Source organism: Cytobacillus sp. NCCP-133 (assembly GCF_026011715.1).
Classification (GTDB): domain Bacteria; phylum Bacillota; class Bacilli; order Bacillales; family Cytobacillaceae; genus Cytobacillus.
The window spans coordinates 109,774-135,218 of the sequence record NZ_BRVM01000012.1 but is presented as its reverse complement, the minus strand read 5'-3'; the positions used below and the strand labels follow the sequence as shown (position 1 = coordinate 135,218).

General features: G+C 39.1%; 25 protein-coding genes and 2 pseudogenes. 10 read left to right on the top strand and 17 right to left on the bottom strand.

Annotated elements, in window-relative coordinates; all coding sequences use genetic code 11:
• Nucleotides 1-277 precede the first annotated feature (277 nt).
• Nucleotides 278-718 carry a peptidylprolyl isomerase gene (locus NCCP133_RS14800; protein WP_264805820.1) on the bottom strand — a complete coding sequence of 147 codons (441 nt, stop codon included), beginning with the start codon at nt 716-718 and terminating at the stop codon, nt 278-280.
• Nucleotides 719-1,025: 307 nt separating this feature from the next.
• Here NCCP133_RS14800 and NCCP133_RS14795 point away from each other — a divergent pair, with 307 nt between their 5' ends.
• Entirely contained in the window at nt 1,026-1,676 is a 651-nt protein-coding gene (locus NCCP133_RS14795; RefSeq protein ID WP_264805818.1) for an MtnX-like HAD-IB family phosphatase, read from the top strand.
• Nucleotides 1,677-2,248: 572 nt separating this feature from the next.
• On the opposite strand, the gene NCCP133_RS14790 is transcribed toward NCCP133_RS14795, so the two are convergent.
• The 5 genes from NCCP133_RS14790 to NCCP133_RS14770 all read right to left on the bottom strand — a co-directional run bounded on the left by NCCP133_RS14790 (nt 2,249) and on the right by NCCP133_RS14770 (nt 9,033).
• Nucleotides 2,249-2,773 carry an HD domain-containing protein gene (locus NCCP133_RS14790; RefSeq protein ID WP_264805817.1) on the bottom strand — a complete coding sequence of 175 codons (525 nt, stop codon included), beginning with the start codon at nt 2,771-2,773 and terminating at the stop codon, nt 2,249-2,251.
• A gap of 36 nt (nt 2,774-2,809) precedes the next feature.
• Nucleotides 2,810-3,004 carry a hypothetical protein gene (locus NCCP133_RS14785; protein WP_264805815.1) on the bottom strand — a complete coding sequence of 65 codons (195 nt, stop codon included), beginning with the start codon at nt 3,002-3,004 and terminating at the stop codon, nt 2,810-2,812.
• Nucleotides 3,005-3,180: 176 nt separating this feature from the next.
• The gene (locus tag NCCP133_RS14780; RefSeq protein WP_264805814.1) at nt 3,181-5,259 is read right to left on the bottom strand and encodes a transglycosylase domain-containing protein; all 2,079 of its coding nucleotides are present in this window, start codon (nt 5,257-5,259) and stop codon (nt 3,181-3,183) included.
• A 146-nt stretch (nt 5,260-5,405) separates the two neighbouring features.
• Nucleotides 5,406-6,389, bottom strand: coding sequence for a ring-cleaving dioxygenase (locus NCCP133_RS14775; RefSeq protein ID WP_264805813.1), 984 nt, complete (start codon nt 6,387-6,389; stop codon nt 5,406-5,408).
• 397 nt (nt 6,390-6,786) lie between these two features.
• Nucleotides 6,787-9,033, bottom strand: coding sequence for an AAA domain-containing protein (locus NCCP133_RS14770; RefSeq protein WP_264805811.1), 2,247 nt, complete (start codon nt 9,031-9,033; stop codon nt 6,787-6,789).
• 211 nt (nt 9,034-9,244) lie between these two features.
• On the opposite strand from NCCP133_RS14770, the gene NCCP133_RS14765 reads away from it, so the two are divergent.
• Nucleotides 9,245-9,418, top strand: a complete 174-nt coding sequence (locus NCCP133_RS14765; RefSeq protein ID WP_264805810.1) for a hypothetical protein — start codon at nt 9,245-9,247, stop codon at nt 9,416-9,418.
• 6 nt (nt 9,419-9,424) lie between these two features.
• On the opposite strand, the gene NCCP133_RS14760 is transcribed toward NCCP133_RS14765, so the two are convergent.
• Nucleotides 9,425-10,687, bottom strand: a complete 1,263-nt coding sequence (locus tag NCCP133_RS14760; protein ID WP_264805808.1) for a LysM peptidoglycan-binding domain-containing protein — start codon at nt 10,685-10,687, stop codon at nt 9,425-9,427.
• Nucleotides 10,688-10,849: 162 nt separating this feature from the next.
• On the opposite strand from NCCP133_RS14760, the gene NCCP133_RS14755 reads away from it, so the two are divergent.
• Nucleotides 10,850-11,029, top strand: a complete 180-nt coding sequence (locus tag NCCP133_RS14755) for a hypothetical protein (RefSeq protein WP_264805806.1) — start codon at nt 10,850-10,852, stop codon at nt 11,027-11,029.
• Nucleotides 11,030-11,099: 70 nt separating this feature from the next.
• Here the strand turns inward: NCCP133_RS14755 and NCCP133_RS14750 are convergent, their stop codons facing one another.
• The 3 genes from NCCP133_RS14750 to NCCP133_RS14740 form a co-directional block, all read right to left on the bottom strand.
• Nucleotides 11,100-11,798 (bottom strand): hypothetical protein, encoded by a 699-nt coding sequence (locus NCCP133_RS14750; RefSeq protein ID WP_264805805.1) that lies wholly within the window; start codon nt 11,796-11,798, stop codon nt 11,100-11,102.
• Between the two features lie 315 nt (nt 11,799-12,113).
• Nucleotides 12,114-12,692, bottom strand: a complete 579-nt coding sequence (locus NCCP133_RS14745; RefSeq protein ID WP_264805803.1) for a TerD family protein — start codon at nt 12,690-12,692, stop codon at nt 12,114-12,116.
• An 85-nt stretch (nt 12,693-12,777) separates the two neighbouring features.
• Nucleotides 12,778-13,359 (bottom strand): TerD family protein, encoded by a 582-nt coding sequence (locus NCCP133_RS14740; protein WP_264805802.1) that lies wholly within the window; start codon nt 13,357-13,359, stop codon nt 12,778-12,780.
• 406 nt (nt 13,360-13,765) lie between these two features.
• On the opposite strand from NCCP133_RS14740, the gene NCCP133_RS14735 reads away from it, so the two are divergent.
• Complete coding sequence (locus NCCP133_RS14735) at nt 13,766-14,668, top strand: aldo/keto reductase (protein WP_264805801.1); 903 nt, start codon at nt 13,766-13,768, stop codon at nt 14,666-14,668.
• Nucleotides 14,669-14,841: 173 nt separating this feature from the next.
• Here NCCP133_RS14735 and NCCP133_RS14730 read toward each other — a convergent pair whose 3' ends face one another.
• Nucleotides 14,842-14,976 carry a hypothetical protein gene (locus tag NCCP133_RS14730; RefSeq protein ID WP_264805800.1) on the bottom strand — a complete coding sequence of 45 codons (135 nt, stop codon included), beginning with the start codon at nt 14,974-14,976 and terminating at the stop codon, nt 14,842-14,844.
• A 164-nt stretch (nt 14,977-15,140) separates the two neighbouring features.
• On the opposite strand from NCCP133_RS14730, the gene NCCP133_RS14725 reads away from it, so the two are divergent.
• Nucleotides 15,141-15,920, top strand: coding sequence for a hypothetical protein (locus NCCP133_RS14725; RefSeq protein ID WP_264805799.1), 780 nt, complete (start codon nt 15,141-15,143; stop codon nt 15,918-15,920).
• A 49-nt stretch (nt 15,921-15,969) separates the two neighbouring features.
• On the opposite strand, the gene NCCP133_RS14720 is transcribed toward NCCP133_RS14725, so the two are convergent.
• The 4 genes and pseudogenes from NCCP133_RS14720 to NCCP133_RS14700 form a co-directional block, all read right to left on the bottom strand.
• Nucleotides 15,970-16,830 carry a LysM peptidoglycan-binding and 3D domain-containing protein gene (locus tag NCCP133_RS14720; protein WP_264805798.1) on the bottom strand — a complete coding sequence of 287 codons (861 nt, stop codon included), beginning with the start codon at nt 16,828-16,830 and terminating at the stop codon, nt 15,970-15,972.
• Nucleotides 16,831-16,987: 157 nt separating this feature from the next.
• Nucleotides 16,988-17,982: pseudogene (gene tnpA / locus NCCP133_RS21985) on the bottom strand (IS200/IS605 family transposase).
• 517 nt (nt 17,983-18,499) lie between these two features.
• The gene (locus NCCP133_RS14705; protein ID WP_264805797.1) at nt 18,500-19,957 is read right to left on the bottom strand and encodes a molybdopterin oxidoreductase family protein; all 1,458 of its coding nucleotides are present in this window, start codon (nt 19,955-19,957) and stop codon (nt 18,500-18,502) included.
• Nucleotides 19,958-20,151: 194 nt separating this feature from the next.
• Nucleotides 20,152-22,311: a PAS domain-containing protein gene (locus NCCP133_RS14700; RefSeq protein ID WP_264805796.1), complete on the bottom strand. Its 2,160-nt coding sequence runs from the start codon at nt 22,309-22,311 to the stop codon at nt 20,152-20,154.
• 288 nt (nt 22,312-22,599) lie between these two features.
• Between NCCP133_RS14700 and yhfH the strand changes: the two genes are divergently transcribed.
• From yhfH to NCCP133_RS14680, 4 genes and pseudogenes are all read left to right on the top strand, one after another.
• Entirely contained in the window at nt 22,600-22,734 is a 135-nt protein-coding gene (yhfH, locus tag NCCP133_RS14695) for a protein YhfH (RefSeq protein ID WP_264805794.1), read from the top strand.
• Between the two features lie 96 nt (nt 22,735-22,830).
• A pseudogene (locus NCCP133_RS14690) lies at nt 22,831-23,359 on the top strand (M3 family metallopeptidase); the annotation flags it as partial.
• A gap of 236 nt (nt 23,360-23,595) precedes the next feature.
• Nucleotides 23,596-23,784 carry a hypothetical protein gene (locus NCCP133_RS14685; protein WP_264805793.1) on the top strand — a complete coding sequence of 63 codons (189 nt, stop codon included), beginning with the start codon at nt 23,596-23,598 and terminating at the stop codon, nt 23,782-23,784.
• Nucleotides 23,785-23,812: 28 nt separating this feature from the next.
• Nucleotides 23,813-24,055 carry a transcriptional regulator SplA domain-containing protein gene (locus NCCP133_RS14680; protein WP_264805792.1) on the top strand — a complete coding sequence of 81 codons (243 nt, stop codon included), beginning with the start codon at nt 23,813-23,815 and terminating at the stop codon, nt 24,053-24,055.
• 105 nt (nt 24,056-24,160) lie between these two features.
• On the opposite strand, the gene NCCP133_RS14675 is transcribed toward NCCP133_RS14680, so the two are convergent.
• Nucleotides 24,161-24,343: a cold-shock protein gene (locus NCCP133_RS14675; protein ID WP_264805827.1), complete on the bottom strand. Its 183-nt coding sequence runs from the start codon at nt 24,341-24,343 to the stop codon at nt 24,161-24,163.
• Nucleotides 24,344-24,448: 105 nt separating this feature from the next.
• Between NCCP133_RS14675 and NCCP133_RS14670 the strand changes: the two genes are divergently transcribed.
• Nucleotides 24,449-24,589: a hypothetical protein gene (locus NCCP133_RS14670; RefSeq protein ID WP_264805791.1), complete on the top strand. Its 141-nt coding sequence runs from the start codon at nt 24,449-24,451 to the stop codon at nt 24,587-24,589.
• Between the two features lie 221 nt (nt 24,590-24,810).
• Here NCCP133_RS14670 and NCCP133_RS14665 read toward each other — a convergent pair whose 3' ends face one another.
• Nucleotides 24,811-25,362: a YqjF family protein gene (locus tag NCCP133_RS14665; protein ID WP_309298073.1), complete on the bottom strand. Its 552-nt coding sequence runs from the start codon at nt 25,360-25,362 to the stop codon at nt 24,811-24,813.
• Between the last annotated feature and the right edge of the window lie 83 nt (nt 25,363-25,445).

Here is a 25,445-nt window from a genome sequence, read left to right as displayed (position 1 = left end):
AAGTTAACCCCACTCTCATAACACAGGGTGATCCCAAGTTTATTTATTTTCACAGAAAAAGCGCAAGGCGCCTTGACCACCCTCGACAAGCACAAGACGAGTCTCACGGAAAGGCGTCCTTTGCCCTTTTGGAAGGATCGGCTTGTGACCTCGAGGGGGTAGGTGCGCGTAGGCGCCTGGAGCTAGACAGTCATCTAAGTTCCAAAGGATATAAATTCTGATATTATTAAAAAAAGCAGAGCTGATTAACAGCCCTACTCGTATTTTCATAAATTAATTACTCTGCATCAAATACCCTTACTTCTTTCATTGTGTCACCATTATTCATACCCCTTGCAGTCTCAAGACCGGATGTCACTTTACCAAAAACAGTGTGGACTCCATTTAGATGAGGCTGAGGCTCATGAACAATAAAAAACTGACTTCCGCCTGTGTCTCTGCCAGCATGCGCCATTGATAAAGAACCTGCCTCATGTTTATGAGGATTTCCTTCTGTCTCACATTTAATTGAGTACCCTGGACCACCAGCTCCTGTACCAGTAGGATCTCCGCCCTGACTTACAAACCCAGGAATTACTCTATGGAATGTTACTCCATCGTAAAAGCCTTCATTAGCTAATTTTTCAAAGTTAGCAACTGTGTTAGGCGCTTCATTTGGATAAAACTCAATTTCGATTTTTTCTCCATTTTCCATAACAATGTATCCTTTTTTAGTCATTCTGTTCATCTCCTTAAAATTATGTATGTAAAACCAATCTATATAATATCATCAATACATATAAAAAGAAAAGACAGAGCTTATGCAGCTGAGCATAGACTTTCTCTTTAACATACTTGCATTGTGTACATCCCCTCAAGTATCTCGGGCTACACTCCACCATATACATAGCAATCTTATAAGCTTTTTTAGATTCACATCCTGCTCCTTTTTATTTGGTTGAACATAAAAAAGAAAGGGTAATGCTAATAAAGCAAAACTAATTCTAATAGTATTTGAACAGCATCTGGAATGGAGGTTTTAAGAGATGAAAAAATGGGCGTTTGTATCAGATTTTGATGGAACGATTTCAAAAAAAGATTTCTATTTGATCATGATGGATAAATATTTTCCTGAAGGCCGGAAACTAATGGAGAAATGGAAAGCAGGAGAAATAAAAGATATTGATTTTTTAAGTATGGTTTTTACTTCTATAAATCAAGAGGAAGAACGGATAATAGAGGATATTCTTTCGATTCCTATTGATGAATATGTACCCGAGTTTATCAAGCAGGTGCAGAATTCCGGCGGAGACTTTTATATCTTAAGTGCGGGAACGGATTATTATATACACCATCTATTAAAGAAATATGGAGTCAAGAATGTAAAGGTTATTTCCAATGAAGGCTATTATCATGAAAAAAATGTCCATATGAATATCGATAAAAAACATCCCCATTATTCTGAACGATATGGAATTAATAAATCAAGGGTGATCCAAGACCTTAAAGAAAAATATGAAACAGTGTTTTTTATTGGAGACAGTGAACCGGATTCACATCCTGCCAAATATGCGGATGTCACTTTTGCCAAAAATGGGCTGCAAGATCTATTAGAAAATATGAACATCTCATTCATTCCAGTTGAAGAATTTAAAGAAGTAGAGAAATCTCTAATGGATAAAGGGGTTCTGTCATAAAGGTCCACCTTTTAACATAACTTTTTTCCGGTGATATTGGAAATTAAAAACAGAATAGTAATGACATTTGAAGAGATTCTTATAAAACATTCAATTAAGCCTGAAAGGCAATATAGTTATAGGATGAAACAGCCAGGAGAAATGCAAAGGAGTTTCTTGACATTGTCCTCCTTCTTCAGGAGATCCTTCTTAAAGTTCACATGGAAAAAGGCAGCTCTTTAGTCGCTGCCTTTTTTAAAAATTTCTTATGTAATTGAGCGCTTTAACTAAATAACTCAATAAATAATATAAGTATAAAAATAATGAGTGCATAATAAGATAGGTGCAGGAAAACAGTTGTTAACCCAAATTTAATTTCTTCCACATTAAATGTCTGCTGTTTTCGGCTTCTTGGACGCATTTTACCATCACCATCCTACGGAATGAAAATAAGTATTTAACTATTTTGACAATTTTTCTCCCTTCATCTCCCTATAAATACTATTCACTTAAAATATGCGCTTCCCTTCTTTACAGGCAGGTTCAGGTCAACTGATTTCCTGGGGAAACGCATAATAAGACAATATGATGGATTAATCATCATTTTTCTGCAAGTGCTCATCTATTCTTTCATCAAGGATTTGCAGGCTTTTCATCGCCCGATTATTGTCCAGTTCGCGATAATGATGAGCACCGCCTGGCTCCTCATCCTTCTCATCTGCGAGCTTAACTATGGATTGAAGCGGGGTTCTGATAACCTCACCGCCCGGCAGGAATGAATCAGTATGGAATAGGATAGCTAAAGCTATTTCTTTTGCTTTTATGGGGTTCTCCCCGAGCCTGATTAGTAATTTATGTGCACGCTCTGCCCCTTTGATGGCATGGATATCATTTTGTTTATATAAACCATAATCCCATTTTCCATTTTTATACCAGGTGTAATGGCCGATGTCATGCATAAAGCCGGCCTTTACAGCAGAATCTACATCTTCACCTTGGTCCTTTGCCAGCTGGAAAGCATGATAGGCAACTGCTATTGCATGAGCGATACCGGAACGAGTGATATATTTTTGGGCAATGCGGTGCTGATAAATATCAGTTAAATTTACATCTCTCACTTTGACCCCTCCAATATTCCCATTTAAAGAATAATGTTAAAATTTTTTATTGAGTTTTTTTTGCTTATTCATTACTTCATATGATTTTTCAATAATATCTGTTAAAACATCGCCTTTATAAATTCTGCCGATTTTCGTGTTTTCCTGATAGTATTCAACAATTTCATCAAGCTTATTTGAAGTCTCTTTTGATATGCGAACATTTAGCTGTATACGGGTTTCGCCACTCATGTTAAATCCTCCTGCTTCTGTATTATCAAAATACTAGCAAACAGATAGCGAATGCAGTCGATTTGTTAGTAGCTGCTATAACTATTTAGGTTACACTGTTTTGCTGAATTATTCCAGTATGAAATATAGGAGGAAATGAAAAGAGAATGGCTGTATTGCCATTCTCCTGCTTATAATCAATTTCGATAATTTTCCCACTTCTCTTTCAGGAATTTACCGAATTCTGCTAGCTCCTGTTTGCCTTCTGTTACTTTTTCCTTCCAAAAAGGAAGATCTTCTTTAAGCTTTCCCTCGATTTTTTCTGCCTGCTCCTTTATAGTCTGCTCAATTTCTTCTGTTAACTCTTTTTTGGCAAGCTTTTCATTTACAGATTTAGTCGAAAACTCCTCTTGTTGCATGTATGGAAGGCTCTCTTCCATAATGGCTCTAAAAACGGGCACAGCTGTTTCAGAACTGCTTTTTGATAGATAGTGCTCCCTGTCCGTTTGGTCATAGCCAAGCCAAACAGCTCCCACCAGGCTTGGTGTGTATCCCACGAACCACTGATCCTTAGTCCCATTAATATCATTGTAGGGAAGCTGCGTTGACCCGGTTTTTCCGGCAATTTGCAGCCCATTAATTTTTGTCGCGCTTCCAGTTCCTGACTCAACTACATTTAAAAGCATGGAAGTCATTTGGTTTGATACAGTTTTGCTTGTTACCTTAACGGTTTTTTTGTCCCGTTCGGCAATGGTGCTCCCGGTTGGACCAACTATTTTTGTGATTAAGTGGGCATCATGTCTTTTTCCGCCATTTGGAAAAGTGGCATATGCTTCTGCCAATTTCATTGGAGAGATTCCTTTCCACATGCCTCCAAGTGCAATTCCCAAATATTCATCCTCCTTTTCAAGAGGGATGCCGAAACGGCCGAGAGCATCGAGTCCTTTATCAAGCCCAATTTCATTTAGGAGCCATACAGCCGGTACATTGATAGAATCTTCCAAAGCCTTATACATTGATACTTCACCTGCATACTGTCCAGAAGCATTTGCTGGAGTGTAATCGCCATATGTTACCGGTTCATCTTTTAACATGGACGTTGGCGAGTAGCCTTTTTCTAATGCTGGCGTGTAAACTGCTAATGGCTTTAAAGTCGACCCTGGCTGGGTTTTAATATGTGTAGCCCTGTTAAATCCTCTGAAAACATGTTCGCCGCGTCCGCCGACAAGCCCTCTAACTCCCCCCGTATTGGGATCAAGCAGGACTGCACCGCTTTGGACGATTTCTCCATTCATACCTGGTGGGAAAATGGAGTCTCTTTCATACACATTTTCCAGGCTTGATTGGAGATTTTGATCCATTTCTGTATAGATTTTATAGCCTCTTGTAAAAATTTCCTCTTGAGTTAATCCATACTCATTGATTGCTTCGTCAAGGACAGCATCAACATAGTAAGGATATTTCCGCTCATTTTTATTTCTAGTCCCTTCCTCAAGCGCAATTTTATCATTAACTGCTTCTTTGTACTCCTGTTCTGATATCATAGCGTGTTCCTTCATTTTTCCAAGGACCACATTCCTTCTTTTCAGCGCCCTTTTATAATGATTATAAGGGTCAAGTGCAGAGGGAGACTGTAAGAGACCTGCGAGCAGTGCACTTTCACTAATGGTCAGTTCCTGAGGTGTTTTGCTAAAGTACTTATTTGCTGCCTGCTCTATTCCCCATGCTCCGCTTCCAAAATATACTTGATTTAGATACATTTGCAGGATTTCATTTTTTTTATAATGTTTTTCAATTTCTACTGCCAAGAACAGTTCCTCGGCTTTTCGTTTATAAGTTTGCTCTGGTGACAGCAAGGCATTCTTGGCCAGCTGTTGTGTTATTGTGCTGCCGCCGCCCGTAATTCTTCCAGCAAATAAATTGCTGAAAAATGCTCTTGCGATTCCCTTGATATCAAAACCGTTATGCTTGTAAAACCGTTCGTCTTCAATAGCGACCACTGCATTGGCTACATACTCAGGGAGCTCTTTAATTTTGGCGCCTTCTGCCCTGTTTTCGGCCAGCTTTGCGGCAGTATCCCCGTCTTTATCATAGATTACCGTGGATTGTCTTAAACCCTCTTTTAGTGTCTCAACGTTAGCCGTTGCAGCAAGGAAAGCGAAAAAGAGTATCGTCAAAAGTATAATGGTCAGCATTAAAAGAAGCAGTATTTGTGTTAAGTGCTTTTTTCTCCAAAACCTCACAAAAGCTTCCTTGAAACGTTGAAATTTATCCATGGTGACTCCTTCTTCAGTTCAGGTTATATTTCATATGAGTGTCCTCTTATTATATATTAAACGAACAAACTCTATTAAAAGTTTCAACAGATTGAGTTCATTTAGATAGAAAGGGACGAACAATAATGTTCATCCCTTTCAAAATTCTATGTCGTTTTGGTTTCCAGTGGCTTGATATTCGCTTCAATTTTTTCTCTTTGATTTTCAAAATAAGGAGGAAGTGCAAGTTTTTCTCCCAAGTGCTCGAAGGGTTCATCCCCTTCAAAACCAGGACCATCCGTTGCAAGCTCAAAAAGAATCCCATTTGGCTCCCGAAAGTATATGGATTTGAAGTAATATCTTTCTACGAATCCTGAACTGGCTATTCTAAGCTTCTTTAGTTTTTGTACCCACTGTCTTAATTCTTCTTCGTTTTCTACACGAAAAGCAACATGATGAACACTGCCGCGGCCTGGCCGCTGCTTTGGCAAATCTGGGCGTTTGACTATATGGATCTCTGCGCCGTTGCCGCCTTCACCGGTTTCAAAAACATGTACGGTGTTTTCACCATCATGGTTGAGTGTATAGGTTCCGTTTGTTCGAAAACCCATAACATCTGTCAGCATTTTTACTGAGGGTTCCAAATCAGAGACAGTAAGCATTACGGGACCTAGCCCGATGATTCCATACTCTTGCGGCACAGGGCTTTTATGCCACGGCTGCCCCCCTTTTACACCCTCATTTTGTTGATCGGAAATAAGAGCTAAACGCTGGCCTTCAAAATCCTCAAAAAATAGTACTTTCCTTCCATTGGCAACGTCTTTATCTTCATGAGCAACGCTGTGCTCTTCCAGCCGTTTTTTCCAATAAAGCAGTGATTCATCAGTTGGGACTCGAAGAAATGTACATGTAATGCTGTCGGTTCCCCGATAAGTACGTCCCGCATTTAAAATCTCAAAAAAAGTTAAGTCAGTGCCAGGATTTCCTCTTTCATCCGCATAAAATAAGTGATACATAGAGGTGTCATCTTGATTTACGGTTTTTTTTACCAGGCGCATTCCGAGGGTTTGAGTATAAAAATCATAGTTTTTCCTGGCATTGGCTGTTATGGCCGAAACATGATGCTGTCCCTTTAATGGCTTTAGATTCATCAGATCACAACCTAAAAAATATTTTAGTTTTATTTTGAATGAAACAAAAGGAGATTGCAATGATATAACCCATCATAAAAATAAATCTTGTAACACTCATTGATTGGTGTTATATTAATAGTGCGATGAGCTAATTGCATAAGACGACAGACAGCCTTAATTGGCAATGCGCAATGTGGAGTGCAGTCGGGTCGCCGCAATACGTAGAAAAAGACGCCTTTTGGGGCGTCTTTTTTTGATATCAGAATTGATATCCTTTTGAACTTAGATAACTGTCTAGCGCAATGAGCCATCTGCTCTCGGATCTAAGCCAATCCGTCCAAAAGGTTAAAAAACAACCTTTCAGCTGGCTCGTCTTATGCTGTGTCGGGGGTGGTCAAGGCGCCTTGCGCTTTTCTTAATTTCTTTGATTCAATTGAGTTTTAAGGAAGGTACCTGCAGCAGCTGAATCGAGCCTTGCAGCTACATATGGCGGCATTGCATTTTTATGAGCTTCTGCAGGCATGCCGAGCCACAATACTTTTCCATCAATTAAAATAAATGGAAAAGAAAGACTTTCCAGCAATGCCCTGTCTGGTTTGATTGAAGGTAAATTATTCTTTGTGAGCAAAGTAAGCTTTGCTTGGGCAGATCTTACAGAAAGCGCCTCCTCCCATTCTTTGTCAAGCTTGTCAGAGACAGGCAGGGAAATAACAATTTCCTTTTGTGCATTTGAAAGATCCATATAGACTTTTTCCCTTTTCCGTGCATGCATCCATTGAAGGCGTGCATGCTGATTCTTTATCCACCTTCCGATTTGCTCGGGGTCAACTGCCTGTCCATTTTGCAGCTGATGATCAGCTAACTGCCTCCATATTTTATTCTTATACACATGTTTCTGGATAAAGTCCAAATCACAAATGTGCATAAACTTTCCTTTTGTCCTCGTAATAGCTACATTTAAAAGCTTCTCGCTGTCTTTCCCTGTCAAGAGCATTCCAGCTCTTTCATGAGGAAAGGAATCCGCCGCATCAAAAATCATCACTTCCCGCTCACTGCCTTGAAATCGATGGACCGTTGCGGCAATGATATCTGCTTCTGCTCGTTCTTTTTCATATAATTCGCTAAGCAATTGTTCCATTAATAAAGCCTGAGCCCGATAAGGAGTGACATAGCCGATCGAACGGCCACCGCCTAAGAATGTTTCATGAATGAGCTGAAAGGATAGAAGCAAGTTCCATAAATTTATTCTTGAATTCGAGTTTCCATCTTTCATGCCATAATGGCCTGACCCAGCGGTATTAAGCAGGATTGATGCTCTGCCGGGAAATGGGACACGTGCGGCAATCGATGCTCTTGCTTCAAGCACATCCTTATGGTCACCCACGAGGGAATGATAAATATGCTTATTTGAAAAAGCCGAGATTTCAGGATGCATCCGCCTCTGCTCTTTTAATAGAAATAGATGGGGATGCAAATGTCCATTGTTTACTGCAGCCGATACTCCTGAGTGATGAAAGATATCTTCTCTAAGCCATTTTTCGGCCATTTTATGTCGGGAGGCAGCAATAGGAGGCAGCTGTTTAAAATCCCCGCAAATAATGACTCTTTTGCCCAGAGAGGCTGCAAAAGCTGCTTGTGGAACATATGCCATACTGGCCTCATCAAGAATGACTAGGTCAAAATCTTTCTCATAAATAACAGGGTCACTCGCCGCTTTCGCTAAGGTCGTTCCGATTACACAAGCATTTTTAACAAATTCAATCTCCCTTTTTTTGATTTTTTCTAGGATGCCTGATAACTTCTTTTCGATTTCAATCAGCTGGTCAGAATCCCTTTTGCTGAATGAACGTGACAGATCTTTCTTGAGCAAACGGCGCTCCTCAAAGAGAGCAGCCTTTTTTTCTGAGAGATTTGAGTGATCCTTCTGCAGTAGAAAATCTGCTGTCAAGGATTGGTGGTCGATTAGCGCTGGCCCGATTTGTGAACCGTACCGAAGAAACTCCCCATCTTCAATCTTTCGCTTACTGGAGGCAAAGGTGGAAATCTCGGCCATTAGCACATCAATAGCCTGATTGCTATGGGCAAGAATTAGGACACTTTGATCTTTAAAGTATTTATTGGCAGCAACCCGTGCAAGGGTGTAGGTCTTTCCTGTGCCAGGAGGTCCCCATATATATGTGACAGGGTTATATTTTGAGCGCAATATAAGCTCATGGGAGGGAGTTTTTACTTTATCTGCTGGATGATTCGCTGGCATGGAAGGATCCAGAAGCTTTTTGATTCTTGCTCTTTTCCTTTTGCTTTCTCTAATGTCTTCTAAGCGCTCATATAGCTGATCCAAGAGTTCCCAAGGATCATGCAGCAGCTGAGCTTCAGTTAAATCTATTCCTATATCCTCTTCCAAAGCTAGTATCACATTATTTCCTTCTGCTGAAAGAATGCGTCCTTCAACCTTTTTAGTCCCCCATTCTACTTTGATAGTTGCTCCTTTTGGAACATTGATTGGCGCAGGGATATCAAAAAAGTAAGTATATGAATCTGATTTTGATAGCAACTGTCCATTTAACATTAAGTAGCGGGAACTTCCATATTTTTTTAAGTGAAGGATTTCAGCCAGAATCGCTTTTTGCCAATTTCTTATATAAGTTATTGTTGAAGTCATCAAAACATTCCTTTAGCACTTTATTCAATTACACTAATATATCATTTACTCGCCAATATGCAAAAGAAGAGACAGGGTGACTTCTTCTTCCGCCTTTTCTTTTGCACAAGCGCTAACATAGAAAGGGTTTTAATGAAAAAGGGGTTAATTACATTGAAGTATGAGATAATGTATTAATAACACTTTTTAGTGTGAGAAAGCAGGGATCAGTGTGAAGCGCAGAAATAAGTTTGAACATAATGATATAGTTATCTTAATTGATACTGGCGAGAGAGTCACTATTAACAAATCATGCTATGTGGCAAAAATGAAAAAATACACTTACACAGTTAAAGAAAATCCTAAAATGTTTTATTTCGAAGAGGAAATGAAGGAATTCAATTAATGTCTGTTAAAGAATGGTGAAATTTTCATTTAAGTATTCCCAATTCTGCGGAAAACTTAGACTTAATTGCCAGTATGTCACTCCAAACAGATTGTACCGATCGATTAAATTGTACTTTTCTGTTATGCTGCGGATATCTTCAAACCAAACAATATGTTCTTCTGCCCCTCTCCAGTATTTAAACCATGGAGAGGCTGCAAAAAGATCATATTGGATAATGGCTCCTGCTTCTAATGCCATATTTTGAATGGAAAGCATAGAGTAAGCGCGAGTCAAATTATCTGCTGTTCTCCAATCATAGCCATATAAAGGCAAAGCTATCTGAAGTTTTTTCGGCCTGATTTGGGTGATTGAATACTTAATCACTTCTTCCACCCACCAAACCGGAGCTATTGGATTCGGAGGACCAGTCGGGTATCCGTAATCCATTGTCATGACTGCTACAATATCGGAAGCTGCCCCTATTGCTCTATAATCATAAGCCCCGATGATTCGGTTCGTTGGGATATCCTCTGTTTTGGCATGCACATTGACATGAAGAATTTTAGAACCTATGGCATTTTTAAGTTCTCTTAAAAACAGGTTGAAATCCTGCCGCCTTGGAGGAGGAATAAATTCAAAATCCAGGCTTACGCCACCGTATCCCTTCTGGTTAATAAAATTCAACAAGCTTAAAATTAAATTTCTCCTATAAGCTGGGTTCTCCAGCACTCCCCCAATGAGCTCTGCACTGAATTCCCCTCCTGCAAGATTGCGGATCATCAAAAGCGGGGTCACATTAAGGCGCATGCTCTCTGCAATTATGGCTGTATCCTCAAGTTCTATATACGCATAGCCTTCTTTAGTTAAAGAATAAGATGAAATGGAAATGTAAGTCAGGTTTCTTGCAGTTTCTCTAAAAATAGGAATAAAAGCCTTTGATGAATTGGGCACAATGAAACCTAATGTTTCCATTTCAGGTTTTATTGGTGAAGGTATAGTAAGCTTTTGTCCGATATATAGCGATTCCGGGCTAATGCCCGTGTTAGCTGAAAGGATAGCATTTATGGTTGTTTGGTAGCGTTTTGAGATTTTCCAAAGTGTATCCCCGGGCTGAACTAAATAAGATCGAATCACAGGCCCGCCTTCAGGAATGTAAAGAGCTAATCCAGGGATTATTCTAGCTGTGTTTTCCAAGCCGTTAGCTGAAATAATCCGTTGGATGGCAACATTGTATTTTTGCGAGATTGCCCACAGGCTATCCCCTGCTTGAACCACATGAATCCCCATAGTACACCCTCTTTCCTCATATCCTTTAATTAGTTTATGGTGGAGGCAAGCGTAAATAGTACAAAAGATATGAGTGTGCTAATTGAATGAGAGGTTAATGAGCATGATTTGATTTATTATTGAAAGTGGTTTTTGTTGTGGTTATCATTGTGAGGCTGAGAAGTGATGCGGAACCCCCTGCTTTTAGTAATGGTTGGAGAAGTGGCAACAAAGGGCATGAAAGATGCTCTTTCTTTTAAAAGTGGCCGCGGAAACGGTATGAAAGATGTGTATGTCCCTTCTGCTTTTAGAATGATAAAAGAAGTGGCGTCAAAAGGATCTGTAAAATACCACTTCTTTTAAAATTTTACGATGAAGCCATGTCAAAGCATTTTTTGTCGCCGCTTAATATCTTGATCATTCAGATAATTTCTTATTGATAATCAGCTTCATGTCCGCTCAACGAATCCATGTGGCTGGCAATCATTGCGATAATTGTACTAGCTTCTTCCTTGCTGAAGATAAAGTGGTCTTCATCTTTAATCATCTCTTCCTCTTCAGTCCAAATGCGGTTAACCCGACGGAGCACTCCATCCCCAGTTTCCTGCACCACTCCAAACTGGTAGGAAACCTCAACTTCATCTTCTTTGAAGAATGCAGTCACTTCAGGCGTTTCCCACTCTACATCCACTTCTTCAAAGATATCTCCCTCTTCGTCTTCAACATAGGCATATTCATCTTCACTAACAAAGTTTTCATTTTCAGAGGCATAAATCACATTGTCTTCTTCTTCAGTCTCAAAATCATAATAGTCATCGTCGCCATTCATGTAATCATGCAGGCTTTCGTGTACAGTATCAATTATGTCCTCAATATCAAAAAGCATGGTTTTCGATGTATGGCCAAGCTCAAAGTCAAAGTCCTCTACATAGAACTCTTCATTATGAGGATCAAAAAAGAGCGTACAAAAATATTCTCGATCGTTATCCTCAGTTTCAATAAAAAATTCCATTCTGGGATGCTTTGCACCCCGGTCAATAGACATTTGGCCAATCTGATCATATTTACTGCAAATTGATTCCAGATGATCCTGCAACTCACTGCTTACCCTGTCAAACCATTCAAGTGACATGCTGCATCCCTTCCTCTCGAGGTTTATTCAAACCTATTGTTCCCTTTTGTTCATTTTTAAATATGGGATTAATAACCAGGAGAGTAGGCCATTAATGAAAGGATTTGCAATCATTTTACAAAGTGAGTAGTGATGCTGGCAATCATTTTTTTGTTTTGTCGGGCATTCAAGCGAAGGATTAGTGCCCTTTACAAGTCTTGAGTCTTTGATTGTGCAAATTGCGCATAAGTTATATCTGCGTCTCTCCACTGCTCCAGGATTATACCAGAATTATGTAAAAGAAAAGGCACCCAAAGTTGGGCACTTGCATTTTCATTACACCTGCAATCCATAATTACGGCACAGAGCGGCTAATCCACCTGAAAATCCGCTTCCGATGGCATTGAATTTCCAGTCATTTCCTTGGCGATATAATTCACAGAAAACGACTGCTGTTTCAATTGAGAAATCTTCTCCAAGATCAAAACGAATAAGTTCCTGATTGTTCGCTTCATCTACAAGCCTGACAAAAGCATTGGACACCTGTCCAAAATTCTGCTGTCTTAATTCTGCATCATGAATGGTTACGGTTATGCCGATCCGATGAACATGGACTGGGATTTTAGTGAAATCCACTACAAGCTGTTCATCATCACCATCTCCTTCACCAGTACGGTTATCTCCGGTATGAATGACTGCTCCGCTTGGATGCTGCAGATTATTGTAAAAAATGAAGTCGTGATCATTTACACATTTGCTGTTTTCATCGGCAAGAAATGCAGAAGCATCCAAGTCGAAATCATGTCCGCCACTGTAATTGTTCGTATCCCAGCCTAAACCGATTATAGCTTTTGTTAATCCTGGATTTGTCTTTGTCAGATCAATTCTTTGTCCTTTAGATAATTGAATTCCCAAAATGGCCACTCTCCTTTTAAAGAAACTCATTGTTTATTACTTGAAAAAAGCCAGGAAAAGCAGCTGCTCTTCCTGGCCATGGAATTTATCCTACCTGCAAACCAAAGTCGGTTGCAATTCTGGCTAGTCCGCCTTGGTATCCTGAACCGACAGCAGAAAATTTCCATTCGCCATTATGGCGGTATAGTTCGCCTACAACAATTGCAGTTTCAATGGAGAAATCTTCTCCAAGATCATAGCGGATAATTTCCTCGTTTGTTTCTTCATTTACAATTCTTGCAAAGGCATTTGAAACCTGGCCAAAGTTTTGTCCGCGGTTTTCAGCATCATGAATAGTGATGACAAAAGATATTTTTTCAATGTTTGCAGGGACTGCACTAAGGTTGACTTTGACTTGTTCATCGTCACCGTCCCCTTCACCTGTCAGGTTATCTCCTGTATGTACAACTGAACCATTTCCGCCTTCAAGCTGGTTGTAGAAAATAAAATCTTTATCAGAGGCGCATTTGCCATTCGCATCAAGCAAAAACACAGAGGCATCAAGGTCAAAATCTAGGCCGCCATCATATCTATTTGTATCCCAGCCAAGTCCTACAATAACCTTTGATAATCCAGGATTTGTTTTTGTTAAATCAATTTTTTGTCCTTTTGATAATGAAATACCCATCATATATCCACCCTTTCAATTTAAGAATATCATTTGCAGGAAGCAATACTTAATTTAAATATAGGCATTGCAAAAGTATGTACTCCTTAAGTGTAAACGTTTTAAGGGAAATCGTAAACTGATATGGCATAAAGCTGGGAAAAAAGGTATATAGCGTACCTAGGCGTGACATAATTATTTAGGCAATCGTGATAGGTGTGTCCCAGATATTTGGATAAGTATGTTCCTTCCTATTTAGATGCTATTCCTTTAGAATAGATTGTTGGATTTTTCATCCGGGATGAATATTGATCGATTAAAGTCTACTCTTACCCATAGCTTAAGAAATTGGAAAGGCGAATGATTTGGTTTTATTATTTTTTTCAGAGATAATAACAATGCGAAAAATAACAAGGAGCTGAACAGCATGGAAAGAGTACAAATGGCAGATGATTTGTCATTTTCCCGTATCATTCAGGGGTTATGGAGATTAGCAGACTGGAAATATTCGGATAAGGAGTTAATCGGTTTACTTGAGTACGGCCTGGAACTTGGCATCACCACATTTGATCATGCGGATATATATGGAGACTATACATGTGAGACGCTTTTCGGAAAGGCTATTCAGAAAAAGCCTGAGCTACGCGAGAAAATGGAAATTGTTACAAAATGCGGTATTGTGCTTGAATCGCCAAACAGGCCAGAACATAAATCCCATCACTACAATACTAGCAAAAAACATATTATCGCTTCGGCAGAGCAGTCACTAAAAAACTTGCAAACAGAATACATAGATACCTTATTGATTCATCGGCCAGATCCATTTATGGATCCTGCTGAAGTTGCAGAAGCTTTTACGGAACTAAAGTCTTCAGGCAAGGTTCGCCATTTTGGTGTCTCCAACTTCAAAAACCATCAATTTGCTACATTGCAATCTTTCATGGATTATAAATTAATTACGAATCAAATTGAGCTATCTGCTTACCACCTGGAAAATTTCGAGGATGGAACACTGAATTTTTGCCAAGAAAAAAGAATTGCCCCTATGGCTTGGTCACCGTTGGCCGGCGGGAAAGTTTTCAGCAATGAGGATGAAAAAGGCGCGCGCTTGAGAACGACACTTGCCAAAGTTGCAGAAGAAATTGGTGCCCAGGACATTGATGAGGTTCTATTTGCATGGCTTTTAAACCATCCTGGACGCATTATGCCTATTGTTGGTTCAGGTAAAAAAGAACGAATTGAACGAGCTGTGCACGCTTTGAGGTATCAGCTTTCGAGAGACCAATGGTTTGAAATTCTTCAAAGCTCTATGGGACATGATATTCTGTAAAACGTAAAATAAAGTAATTACCCCTCATCCAGTTAAAGGAATAGGGGTGATTTTTTGTTGTTAAGGAAATTATATAATTCTCAAACATGTCGATAACTTTGTTATTTAGTTTATCTAAATCTATCCCCTTGAGGGCACAAGCTGGTCTAGTTGCAGCTCCTAGGGACTCGGAGTCATAAGCCAATCCCTACCAGAAGGAAAGAATACTCTTGTTTATTTCTTCTTCTGTGGCCATTTTTCAGTTCTACTTCATCATCTATTCCTGGTGGTGATAGCAGGTTCATTATCTGGTCCTTCTTCTTCACCATTACATCGCTCCTTTTCAATACTTTTACCTTTTAGCGGAGTCATGTATGCCTAAAAAATGTTTCTTATCATGATGAAATGGCCTTATCTGGGGAATAGCCCATTCAATTTAAGTCACATAGGCATACCGTAAAGTAAAGACTGCAGACTGTAAGGAGTGTTTTTAATGTCTTTTTCAGAAAAACAAGAAAGTAACCCGCTGCTTTTCCTAAGCCAGCCAGATAAAGTTTCAAATCAGAATTGTTACAGGCTTAATTATTTGCAAGAAGTTATTAAGGATCAGCAATCGATTAATGACCGGCTGTCAGAGTCATATGAAGAAATACAAACTCAGCTCGAAGATTCATTTACGGATATGAATAAGCTGGTAAAAAAAGCTGCCGGCATGCAGAACCATCATTTTGAATATCTTGCAGACACACTGGAAAAGCAGGATGCTTTCATTGCACGCTTTCTTGATGCTTTGAAAAATCGCGATCAGGAAAATGAACGACTGCTTGAGAGATTGAATACTTTGGAAGAGATGAATAAAATAATCTTTAAAATGATAGAAAATGAAGGGCCTGTCCATCAAAAAATACTTGAGCAAGTATCATGCCAGGATGCAGCTACTCAAGCACTTTCAAGGAAGTTTGATAAGTTTGAAGCCTTTTCGGAAGAGGCTTCCGCAACATTTAAAAACTATGAGGAAATCAAAGAAGAAATATCGAAGAAGCTCGATGTTCAGGAAATGTTCCATAATACGGTAATGGAGCGTTTGGATCAGCAGGAAGCAATTACCCAAAAAATCACAAGGCAACTAGATAATCTAAAGTCAATTGTCTATGAACGTGCATCTCACCTTTCTGATCGATTTGAAAAAAGTTTTAAGCAGCTGGCAAAACCAGTTCACAGGTTCTTTGTTAACCAGGAAGAAAAAGAGAAGGAGAAGCAAATTAGTGAATAATAGAAAAAGGAAGGGCACCATTCCAGGAGCCTTCCATTCTTTCAGTCTATCAATCAAGAATTGTTACTTTAACCGTTTTTTTTCCAAAGTTGATTGCATCATCTTTTGATGGCATAAAAATATCAATCTTATTGCCTTTGATGGCACCGCCTGTATCCCCAGCAATGGCTTCACCGTAGCCTTCAACACGAACCTTTGTTCCAAGAGGGATCACATTGGGATCAACAGAGATTACCTTTTCGTTTGGATTTTCCTTCAGGTTAATGCCTGTAGCAGTGATTCCTGAGCAGCCTTCACAATTAGCTGTATAGGCAGTTGCTTCCATAGTAAGAACTTCTTGCGCTTTTTCCTCATTAGCTGCCTCATCAGCCGGTTTAGATTCTGCTTCAGGCTGAGCTGTCTCATCAGCCGGGTTGGATTCCGCTTCAGACTGAGCCGTTTCATCAGCCGGTTTAAATTCTGCTTCAGGCTGAGCTGTTTCAGCAGGCTTTTCATTGGAAACTTTACGCGCGGCTGCTTTAGCTGGTGTGCCCGAAACAGCTTTTACTGCTTTTGCATTTGGATACAATGTTAATTTCTGGTCTGGGAAAATCAAATCAGACTTTAAGCTATTCCATTCTTTAATTGCGTCCACTGTTACATTATGTTCTCTGGCTATATCCCATAAAGTATCGCCTTTTGATACTATGTATTTTTTTTCCGGATATACTTCAAGTATGTCCTGAGGATGGATGATGTGAGAAGTCAAACCGTTCCATTCTTTGATCATTTCAACGGGTGTATTATATTGCTGGGAAAACTCCCATAAAGTATCGCCTTTTTTTACTGTTACATCTTCTGCTTGAACATTTGCGCCAGCTGTTCCTGTAATTGCGGCAGCGGCTACAAAAGATAATATTGATTTTTTCATGTTGTTAAAAACCTCCTGTATAGCTTGTTTTGAGCTAACGAGATTAATAATAACATGGATTTTTTTCATTAAAAGAACAAAGAGATAATATTCCCGTTACGGATATAACAGCCGTATGTCAAATTAACAGATTATTCAATGAATTATTTTTTGATAATTATAATGAAAGTTCATTGAAACATTGCTGATTCAGCGTTTTTAATAGAAAGAGGTGAACTACTCCCACTACATACCACCCCCTTGCTGGTTGCTTGAAGTGGGGGCTTCTTGGGTAATCGCCACTTTTGGTAGCTAACGAAATTGACCAAGCTACTTGAATTTTAGCTACTCGAATACGTTGTTTATTCCAATTTGAAGAACCTTTCTTTTTAAGAGAAAGGTTGCGTTGTTCTTTTGCTGATTTCGCAAGCATTTGTCGATAAAACTTTGGATAATTGGCTTTCTCACCCTCGCTATCAACAAACAACCCATCCATCGCAAAATCTAGCCCAACTACTTTTTCAATTTTTTTGATTTCAATCTCCTTCTCATACTCTGCAGGAATAGAAATATAGTATTTTCCTGATGAAGTCATTGATAGTGTACAAGATTTGATTTTGTATTCAGAAGGGATTTCTTGATGTTGCTTGATTTTGACCATTTTCAATTTAGGTAATTTGATATGACCATCCAACAATTGAATATTACCGTTTACGACATTTGTTGTGTAGCTTTGTTTGTGTCGTTTCCTTTTGAACTTTGGGAACTTGGCATTCCCTTTGAAGAAGGCTTTATATGCCTTATCTAAGTTTAGTTGAGCGTTCGCCAACGCTAAAGAGTCTACTTCCTTTAGCCATTCAAATTCCTTCTTATATTTAGCAGGAGTAGGAGGTTTTCCCTCCTTCTTGATTAGTCTTGAACTAGCACTTTTATAGGAATTGATGAATTTCGATCATTCACTGTTGGGTTGTGTGCTTTGAACAAAATATGAACATGGTCAATATCGTGGTTCCATTCGACCTAATGTAATATTATATTTCTCACTCAAAGATACAAATTGATCTTTGGCATAGTCTGAAATAGTATCATCTATTACTTTCCCTCGATACTTCACAACTAACACAAGGTGTTATACATCAAGAACACTGAATGATTATTGCTGTCTAATTTCAATGTTAAATCAGTCCTTATCCTTTATGATACTGATTATACCATGTTAAGCAAAAAGACAAGAGAAAAAGCCTTTGGGCTATCGCCAACCGAAATTCATCTCCCCCTTACCATTGGGCTTCACCCTTCACACGCTTGAAGAGGGAGACTTCTTTCGGAAGTACGTTAAATTTTTTATAAAAGGCTCTTTTCGTATAGATTGTTGTTTTTGGACTATAAAGCTTGCCCGTTGATTTCCGCTCCAGTCACTTGCTTTCCGCGGGGAGGAACGGAAGCCTCCTCGGCGTTTCACGCCTGTGGGGTCTCCCGCACCCTCTCTTCCCGCAGGACATTGAATAAGCTTCCTCGAATGAACACCGCACGAAGGAAATGCGTCAGCATTTTCGAGGATCAAGTGCCTTCCTCTCCAATCAACTCAGTTAGTAAAATTAGTTTGTAAGCAACACCCCTTGCGAAAACAGCCTTATAAAAAAAGAGCTGTCATTTGCAACAGCCCTTCATAAGAGTATATTTCGTTTGATTAATCCTGTTTGTCTATCGGCACTATTTTTACAGCACATGCTTTAAACTCTGCTGTGCCTGAAATAGGGTCGTATTCATTAATAGTAAGAACATTTGTTGGTACCTCGTACCAATGAAAGCTCATGAAGACAAGGCCAGGAACAACTTGTTCCGTTATTTTCACTTTGACCTCAAGTGACCCTCTCCTTGAAGAAACTTGGACGGTTTCTCCATTTTTAATGCCGAGTAAGGCTGCATCGGCAGGATGCACATCCAGCGTTTCTTCAATCTGTTTTATTTTTACACCTTCAGCATAAAGGCGGGTTTGCGTATGTGTGTTATAGGTCTCATATCTTCTGCCTGTTGTTAAAGTAAAAGGATAATCTTTATCCGGCAATTCAATTGGCGGAGTATAGCCAACAGGCACAAAAGGAGATTTTCTGGATTGGACACTCTTGTGTTCGTGAAGATGCTGATGCAGGATATGGGTGCCAGGATGATTTTCATCAGGGCATGGGTAATGGATTGCATAACCGTTCTCCAACCGGCTGTAAGAAATGCCTCCATACATCTCCCATGCAAGCTTTCTTACTTCATCCCAAATCTCCTCGCTTTTAGCATAGTTCATGGAGTAGCCCATTTTTGCTGAAAGTTCACATAGGATTTCCCAATCCTCTTTTACGTTCGGGCGGGATTCAACCGCTATTCTGGCTCTTTGTATTCGCCGGTCTGTATTTGTATATGTCCCATCGGATTCACCCCAGGATCTTGCAGGAAGCACGACATCGGCAAGCTTCGCTGTCTCAGTCAGAAAAATATCCTGTACAACCGTTTCATCTGTAATGCTCACAGACCCCGGCAAAAGATTTGGGAGGCACCCCATGTCTCCGGCACCCTGTACATTATTTTGGCCCCTTAACGGCATGATGCCATTGCCTTTTTTGCCGATATGTCCGGTTAGAAGGGCTAAATTAGCGATATTGAAAACATTGTTAACCCCACAATGGTGTTCTGTAATTCCAAGTGTATAGGCAATCATGCTATTGCTTGCAGATGCATATTCCCTTGCTGTTTCGATAATTTCCTCCGGTAACAAACCGGTTATTTCAGCCGCTTTTTCCGGTGTATATTGGCTAACCAGCTGTTTCAGTGATTCGAAATCAATGGTGTTTGCTTTAATGAACTCTGCATCATAATGGCCTTCTTTAATGATGGTATGAATTAATGCATTGATTAGGGCTATGTCGGATCCAATATTTATTTGCAGATGTCGGTGGGCGACTTTCACCATATCAATTTTTCTCGGATCGGCAATTATGATTTTAAGGCCGTTTTTTGCGGCCTTTTTCATTCGGTTGGCGATGATGGGATGAGCTTCAGTTGTATTGGAACCCATGAGGAGAAGTACTTCTGCTTGATCGAAATCGTCCAGTGTTACCGCAATAACCGCATACTGGTTTGACTTGCTCTGCTGCATCCATGTAATTCCCCCCTCTTTGACATGCATAAAATACACACACCCATCCGTTATTAAAGCATGTGTAATATTCGGCAAGTTCTTATTAATATCTATATATGTTTATTTTAAAGGCAATCTTAATTGATTAGAACAAATAATTTAGAATATTTAGTGAATTTATAATGTAAAAAAGCCAACCCTTTATGGATTGGCTAGGCCGTCTTTGCCGGCAATAGAATATTGAATGTAGTTCCTTTATTCAATTCGCTTTCAATATAGACTTTGCCACTATGGCTCTCAATGATTTTAAAGCTAACCATGAGCCCGAGTCCATTTCCATTTTTCTTTGTTGTATAGAATGGTTCCCCAATCTTTTTTAGCTTGTCTTCTGGTATCCCTACTCCTGTGTCTTGTATGGATATTTGGACTTGGTTATTAATAATATTTGCACGGAAAGTAATGTCTCCTCCATCTGGCATGGCTTCAATTCCATTATTAACAAAATTCAAAAACACTTGTTTCAGACGGTTTTCATCACATTCGATTTGGATAATATCTTGTTCGTATTCAAAATGAATTTTCACGTTGCGTTTACGGGCTTCAAACTCCACTAATGAGAGAACATTCTTAATGACAGGAATGATATTCTTTTCTTCCAGTTCAACTGCTTTTGGTTTGGCCAGAACCAGAAAGTCTTCTACAATATTATTTACCCGCTCAATTTCATCAAGAATAATGTGAAGGAATTCCTGCCGTTCTTCATTCGTTTCATCTAGCTGAAGGAATTCGGTGTATCCCTTCATGGAAGTTAAAGGATTGCGGATTTCGTGCGCTACTCCAGCAGCAAGCTGACCAACAGCAGCAAGCTTATCCTGGCGGTGCAGTACTTCTTCCGTTTTCTTGCGTTCCGTAATATCATTCCTGATCGCTAAGTATTGATAAGGTTTGCCCTTCTCGTTTAAAAACGGAACAATTGTGGTGTGTACCCAATAATAAGTGCCATCTTTTGCTTTATTCCGGATTTCGCCTTTCCATACATCCCCCTGGCCAATTGTTTTCCATAAATTATTGAAAAACTCCTTTGAGTGAAGACCGGAATTTAAAATAGAATGGCTTCGACCAATTAATTCTTCCCTGCTATATTTGGAAATTTCACAGAACATGTCATTGACACTGGTTATGATCCCCTTTTCATCTGTAAATGCGATAATAGAGGATTGATCAAGCGCAAATTTAATCTCCTTAATTTCTTTTAATGAATCCTTAAGGTTTGCTTCAGCTGATTTTAAAGCAGTTATGTCTGTTCTGATAGAAACATATTGAAATGGTTTGTTCTTATTATTAAGAAATGGGACAATCGTGGTCTCCACCCAGTAGTAGCTTCCATCTTTTGCTCTATTACGGATTTCGCCGCGCCATATTTTACCCGATTCAATTATTTTCCAAAGATCACGGAAAAATTCAGGGGAGTGATAGCCAGAATTCAAGATATTGTGATTCTTTCCAAGCAGCTCTTCTTCCCCATACTTAGAAATTTCAACAAATTTATCATTTACATAAGTAATAATTCCTTTTGGATCTGTAATTGCAACAATGGAAGATTCATCAAGTGCTGCTTGTATATCCTTTAAATGGGTGTCGCTTGTTTCCAAGCGCTTGCTGATTAATGTACTGGATGCAATAAGACCGCTCAGAATGAGAATGGTGGCGAAGAATACCATATAGATAAGGAATGATTCTGGAGAAGCCCCAACTTGTTCGATCTCGCCATTTGAATAAAAGGAAGATGAGTGTATAAGGAGAAAATAACCTTCGACAATTGCTCCTGTAACAATAAGTGCACTTAAAGGTTTAATCCAGATATGCTTGGAATAAGCTAGATTTCTCGAATAGAACAGCATCCAAAGTGAAAATAAAAATGATACGAAAATAAGCAGTGTTGAAATGATGAAGACAATCGGATTGAATTGGACATTCATGCCCATGGCATACATCCCTGTAACGTGAATAGATAGAACAGCCATTGTTAAAAAAAAGCTTCCAGTAACAAGATTATTTGTTTTCGGCTGCCGTTCAATCACAGTATTAAAGGCCATACCTGTAAAGGAAATGCCAAAAACCATGGATAAAACCGTAAGAGGGATATTATAGTTTCCTGAGGCGCTGATATTAATTGCGACCATTCCAATGAAGTTCATGATCCAAATGCCAATTCCCAGAGAAAAAGTGCCTCCCAGGAATAAGAATCTCTGATTTCTATCTGAGGACTTTATTAAAATAAATAAATCTAATGCTGTATAAGAAGCCATAAAGGTCAAGATCACGGCCACAAATATTAATATAGGGTTAAAAGACACAATTATTTCTGTCATTACGGGCTCTCACCCTCCTTAAGCGAACAGTTTCAAATATGATTGTAATGGAAACCTAACCGCCATGGAAGAGGTTAAAGAAAAAAAGTAGTTTAACTCATGTTTTGTTATAAACTTATATACCTATTTGCTTATAAAGAGGAAACTATAAGCATTTTCCCCTTTTATAATAGATAAAATTTTTAAAAAATTTCGTTAAGGGACTTCACATTTGAAATTAGATAGGATATACTGTTCTATAACAGGAGATAATAAAATTAACTGTATTATAAAAAGGAGGAAAAAACCATGATTAAAAGTCCAGTTGAATTCTTTAGAACCATTCCTAAAAAGGTATGTCCGGAGTGTGGCCAAACAGTAAAGGAGCAGGCAGAGTCTTATTTAATGGAATGTGATCGCTGTCTTTCAAAGAAAATGGAATAGTTGTGATTAACGGAAGGGTAGCGTTCCTTCCGTTTTATTTTTTTGCAAATTGATTAGGCAGCTATCTGGCAATAAACCTTTTATGACGCCCGTATTCTCAATGAGTTGCTTTTAGGACAGTATTTAATGAAAAGATCTGAAGATAGAAGAATGAAGTGCTGGGTGAATCCTCCAGCTTCTTGGAAGTATTATCACAATTTTGTTACTCACCTTCTTGAATGTTCAGCGCAGAGTGTATAGCCTTGCTGAACAAGGTGTGCCACTAACTGCAAAAACGCTATCAGACCAAAAAATGAAACTCTTAGCACCTTTCTGGGAAGATTCAGTTAATTTGGATGGAAAAGCAGCGTTGATATGTATGAGACAGCCGCATTATTATAGGGGATTGTATCCATATACCTATTCTGCAGGATTAACTGCCTCTACCGCAATGGCACAGTACATAAAAGACGAAGTACAGGCTGCTGTTGGCCGCTGGCTGGATGTTCTGAAAGCAGTTGGAACAAAAAAGCCGCTTGAACGTTTATAAAGTGCTGGAATCGACATGTCCAAGCCAGAAGCGGTCCGTAAAGCAGTGTGCTATGTAGGAACACTGGTTGATGAATTGGATAACAGCTTTGAATAACAGAAAAATCCCTCCACAAACCGGAGGAGTTTTTCTGTTAACATCTTAGGAGATCTAATCATCGTTTTTAGCATTCTTTATTTTTTGTCCTTTGTAACATCTCTTTTTTAAAATTCAGATTACAAAGATTAATTTTTCATTTCCTCAAGGATTAATATGGTTGCATATTGCATGCTGGGCTAGAGAAAACTTATAGGACAAGCCACTGAATTAATGAGTCTAAAGGAGTAATTTTGATGAGTGAAAAAGCTGAAAAATATTTAACACATGCACCCAAAGACGAAATGGTCACAGTTGATACAGACGGCAGATTTCCAAATTTAAAAAATGCTGTCGGGGATTCAGTCAACGGACATGAACAGCTGGAAACAGCAAATGCAATTTTAGGGGCGAAGGAAATTGGACAGCAAAACGAAAATCTTTAAAGCAGTGAGATAGGAGGAGTGAAAAAGAATGGAAACAATCGATCCCAAAAATGTGACAGCCGGAGATGAGGTTTTTGTTATTTACCATAACCCCCATACCCCAAGTGTAGCAAATGTACGTCCTGCTGTAATTGTTCCTCATCCAAAAGATCCGAACGCTGTAGCTCTATTTCTTAACGAATCATTTCATTTGATCGAAGAGGACGATGCTTTGTTTTCTTCTGAGAAGGATGCCGAGCAAGCCTTCCAGGAATTATATGGGGATTATTAATAAGCTGTGTGAATTCAAAACTAGTACTGTCCGGTGTGTACAGCAAAAAATTTACCAATATGAAAGACTGTTATCTTTTTGACAACAGTCTTCTTTGATAAAAAACTATTGAATTTGCGGCAATTCCCTCATCTCTGCAGTTGTTTCATCACCGCATAATGGGCATTTTAAATCCTCAGAGGCAAAATCTTTTCTCATCCAGCCATTGCAGCTATTACAGGCAAATACCTCTGTGTCCATTAGTACAACTTCAGGCTTGTCGTCTTGTCCTTTTTTATTGAAAAAAATAGGAAACGCCCCCTTTTTTTCTTAGTATGGACAATAAAGTCAATATTTATCGAATGAATTTTCAATAAAGGAGTAAAATAAAATATCTTGAATGGAGGAAAGTATATGAGTCGTTTAGAACAAAAGAAAAACCTTACTATTGCAGGGACTGATATTGAGGAAGTGAAAAGGCTTAATAGCCAATCGGGCTTTTCTTATCATGAAGTTAAGAAACTCCTGGGATACAACTTCATCAGAAAACAATAAAAAAAATGGGTTACTTCCCTATTTTAGGATTAAGTAACTCGTTGTAATGGCCAGAAATAGGCGTGTTTTTGAGGAGAGTAATGTAATATTGGTTCCTCATTAAAGTATTTTCGCGGCAAAAAAGATACCATAGAGTTTTGCTTTATTTTGCAAGATGCCTCATGCAGCTGCCACTTTGTATGGTGGATATCGCCTCGAAACACTTGATCCCCTTTTGTCACCTAAAGGCAATATCGTTCAGTCAGCCATTCATCAAGTGAACCGGGCTTCGAATTACAGGGGTTGGATATGGGTTGGTAAACTCCATAGAATTCTTCCCTTTCGGAGTTTCCGCTTTTTCGCCTGGTTTTGTATATAACCTGCTTTTGTTTATGCTCAATAATTATATCTGCATTCTTATATGGAAGAAAATACAACTTTCTTGCTCCCATCACAGCCAAAGCATTATTTGCATCCAAGCTAAAAAAGTAAACTCCTTTCCTTTCCTCGTATGCCACATATGTTCTTACATTCAGCTCATTCATTGTTTTCATAAAAGGAAATGGAGGAAAACCGCGAATCCGCATTTTTCTGATTCCAAAAGGCATAATACCAATCCAGGCTGTACCATTAAATGTGTCCAATTTTAATTGGGCTGGAATGTGTTTTGCCATCTTCTCTACAGGCACTGGCCAATGTAAAAATAGGACATCATTCCATAATTGTTCCATTATCCATGGTGAATCCGGTAATGGATAGGGTCTATGCCCGGTTATTCGAAGCTCTCCCTTCATTTCCGCTGCCGCCTTTCAATATGTGTTACTATCATTTATTCCTCAAAGTGGCTTTTATAAACACAGTCAATGGATTAGCAGGT

Excerpts from the sequence above, each read along its gene's own strand:
- NCCP133_RS14800 (WP_264805820.1), bottom strand. The coding sequence starts at position 718 with ATGACTAAAAAAGGATACATTGTTATGGAAAATGGAGAAAAAATCGAA.
- NCCP133_RS14795 (WP_264805818.1), top strand. The coding sequence starts at position 1,026 with ATGAAAAAATGGGCGTTTGTATCAGATTTTGATGGAACGATTTCAAAA.
- NCCP133_RS14785 (WP_264805815.1), bottom strand. The coding sequence starts at position 3,004 with ATGAGTGGCGAAACCCGTATACAGCTAAATGTTCGCATATCAAAAGAG.
- NCCP133_RS14780 (WP_264805814.1), bottom strand. The coding sequence starts at position 5,259 with ATGGATAAATTTCAACGTTTCAAGGAAGCTTTTGTGAGGTTTTGGAGA.
- NCCP133_RS14775 (WP_264805813.1), bottom strand. The coding sequence starts at position 6,389 with ATGAATCTAAAGCCATTAAAGGGACAGCATCATGTTTCGGCCATAACA.
- NCCP133_RS14770 (WP_264805811.1), bottom strand. The coding sequence starts at position 9,033 with ATGACTTCAACAATAACTTATATAAGAAATTGGCAAAAAGCGATTCTG.
- NCCP133_RS14760 (WP_264805808.1), bottom strand. The coding sequence starts at position 10,687 with ATGGGGATTCATGTGGTTCAAGCAGGGGATAGCCTGTGGGCAATCTCG.
- NCCP133_RS14750 (WP_264805805.1), bottom strand. The coding sequence starts at position 11,798 with ATGTCACTTGAATGGTTTGACAGGGTAAGCAGTGAGTTGCAGGATCAT.
- NCCP133_RS14740 (WP_264805802.1), bottom strand. The coding sequence starts at position 13,359 with ATGGGTATTTCATTATCAAAAGGACAAAAAATTGATTTAACAAAAACA.
- NCCP133_RS14735 (WP_264805801.1), top strand. The coding sequence starts at position 13,766 with ATGGAAAGAGTACAAATGGCAGATGATTTGTCATTTTCCCGTATCATT.
- NCCP133_RS14730 (WP_264805800.1), bottom strand. The coding sequence starts at position 14,976 with ATGGTGAAGAAGAAGGACCAGATAATGAACCTGCTATCACCACCAGGA.
- NCCP133_RS14725 (WP_264805799.1), top strand. The coding sequence starts at position 15,141 with ATGTCTTTTTCAGAAAAACAAGAAAGTAACCCGCTGCTTTTCCTAAGC.
- NCCP133_RS14720 (WP_264805798.1), bottom strand. The coding sequence starts at position 16,830 with ATGAAAAAATCAATATTATCTTTTGTAGCCGCTGCCGCAATTACAGGA.
- NCCP133_RS14705 (WP_264805797.1), bottom strand. The coding sequence starts at position 19,957 with ATGCAGCAGAGCAAGTCAAACCAGTATGCGGTTATTGCGGTAACACTG.
- NCCP133_RS14700 (WP_264805796.1), bottom strand. The coding sequence starts at position 22,311 with ATGACAGAAATAATTGTGTCTTTTAACCCTATATTAATATTTGTGGCC.
- yhfH (WP_264805794.1), top strand. The coding sequence starts at position 22,600 with ATGATTAAAAGTCCAGTTGAATTCTTTAGAACCATTCCTAAAAAGGTA.
- NCCP133_RS14685 (WP_264805793.1), top strand. The coding sequence starts at position 23,596 with ATGAGTGAAAAAGCTGAAAAATATTTAACACATGCACCCAAAGACGAA.
- NCCP133_RS14680 (WP_264805792.1), top strand. The coding sequence starts at position 23,813 with ATGGAAACAATCGATCCCAAAAATGTGACAGCCGGAGATGAGGTTTTT.
- NCCP133_RS14670 (WP_264805791.1), top strand. The coding sequence starts at position 24,449 with ATGAGTCGTTTAGAACAAAAGAAAAACCTTACTATTGCAGGGACTGAT.
- NCCP133_RS14665 (WP_309298073.1), bottom strand. The coding sequence starts at position 25,362 with ATGAAGGGAGAGCTTCGAATAACCGGGCATAGACCCTATCCATTACCG.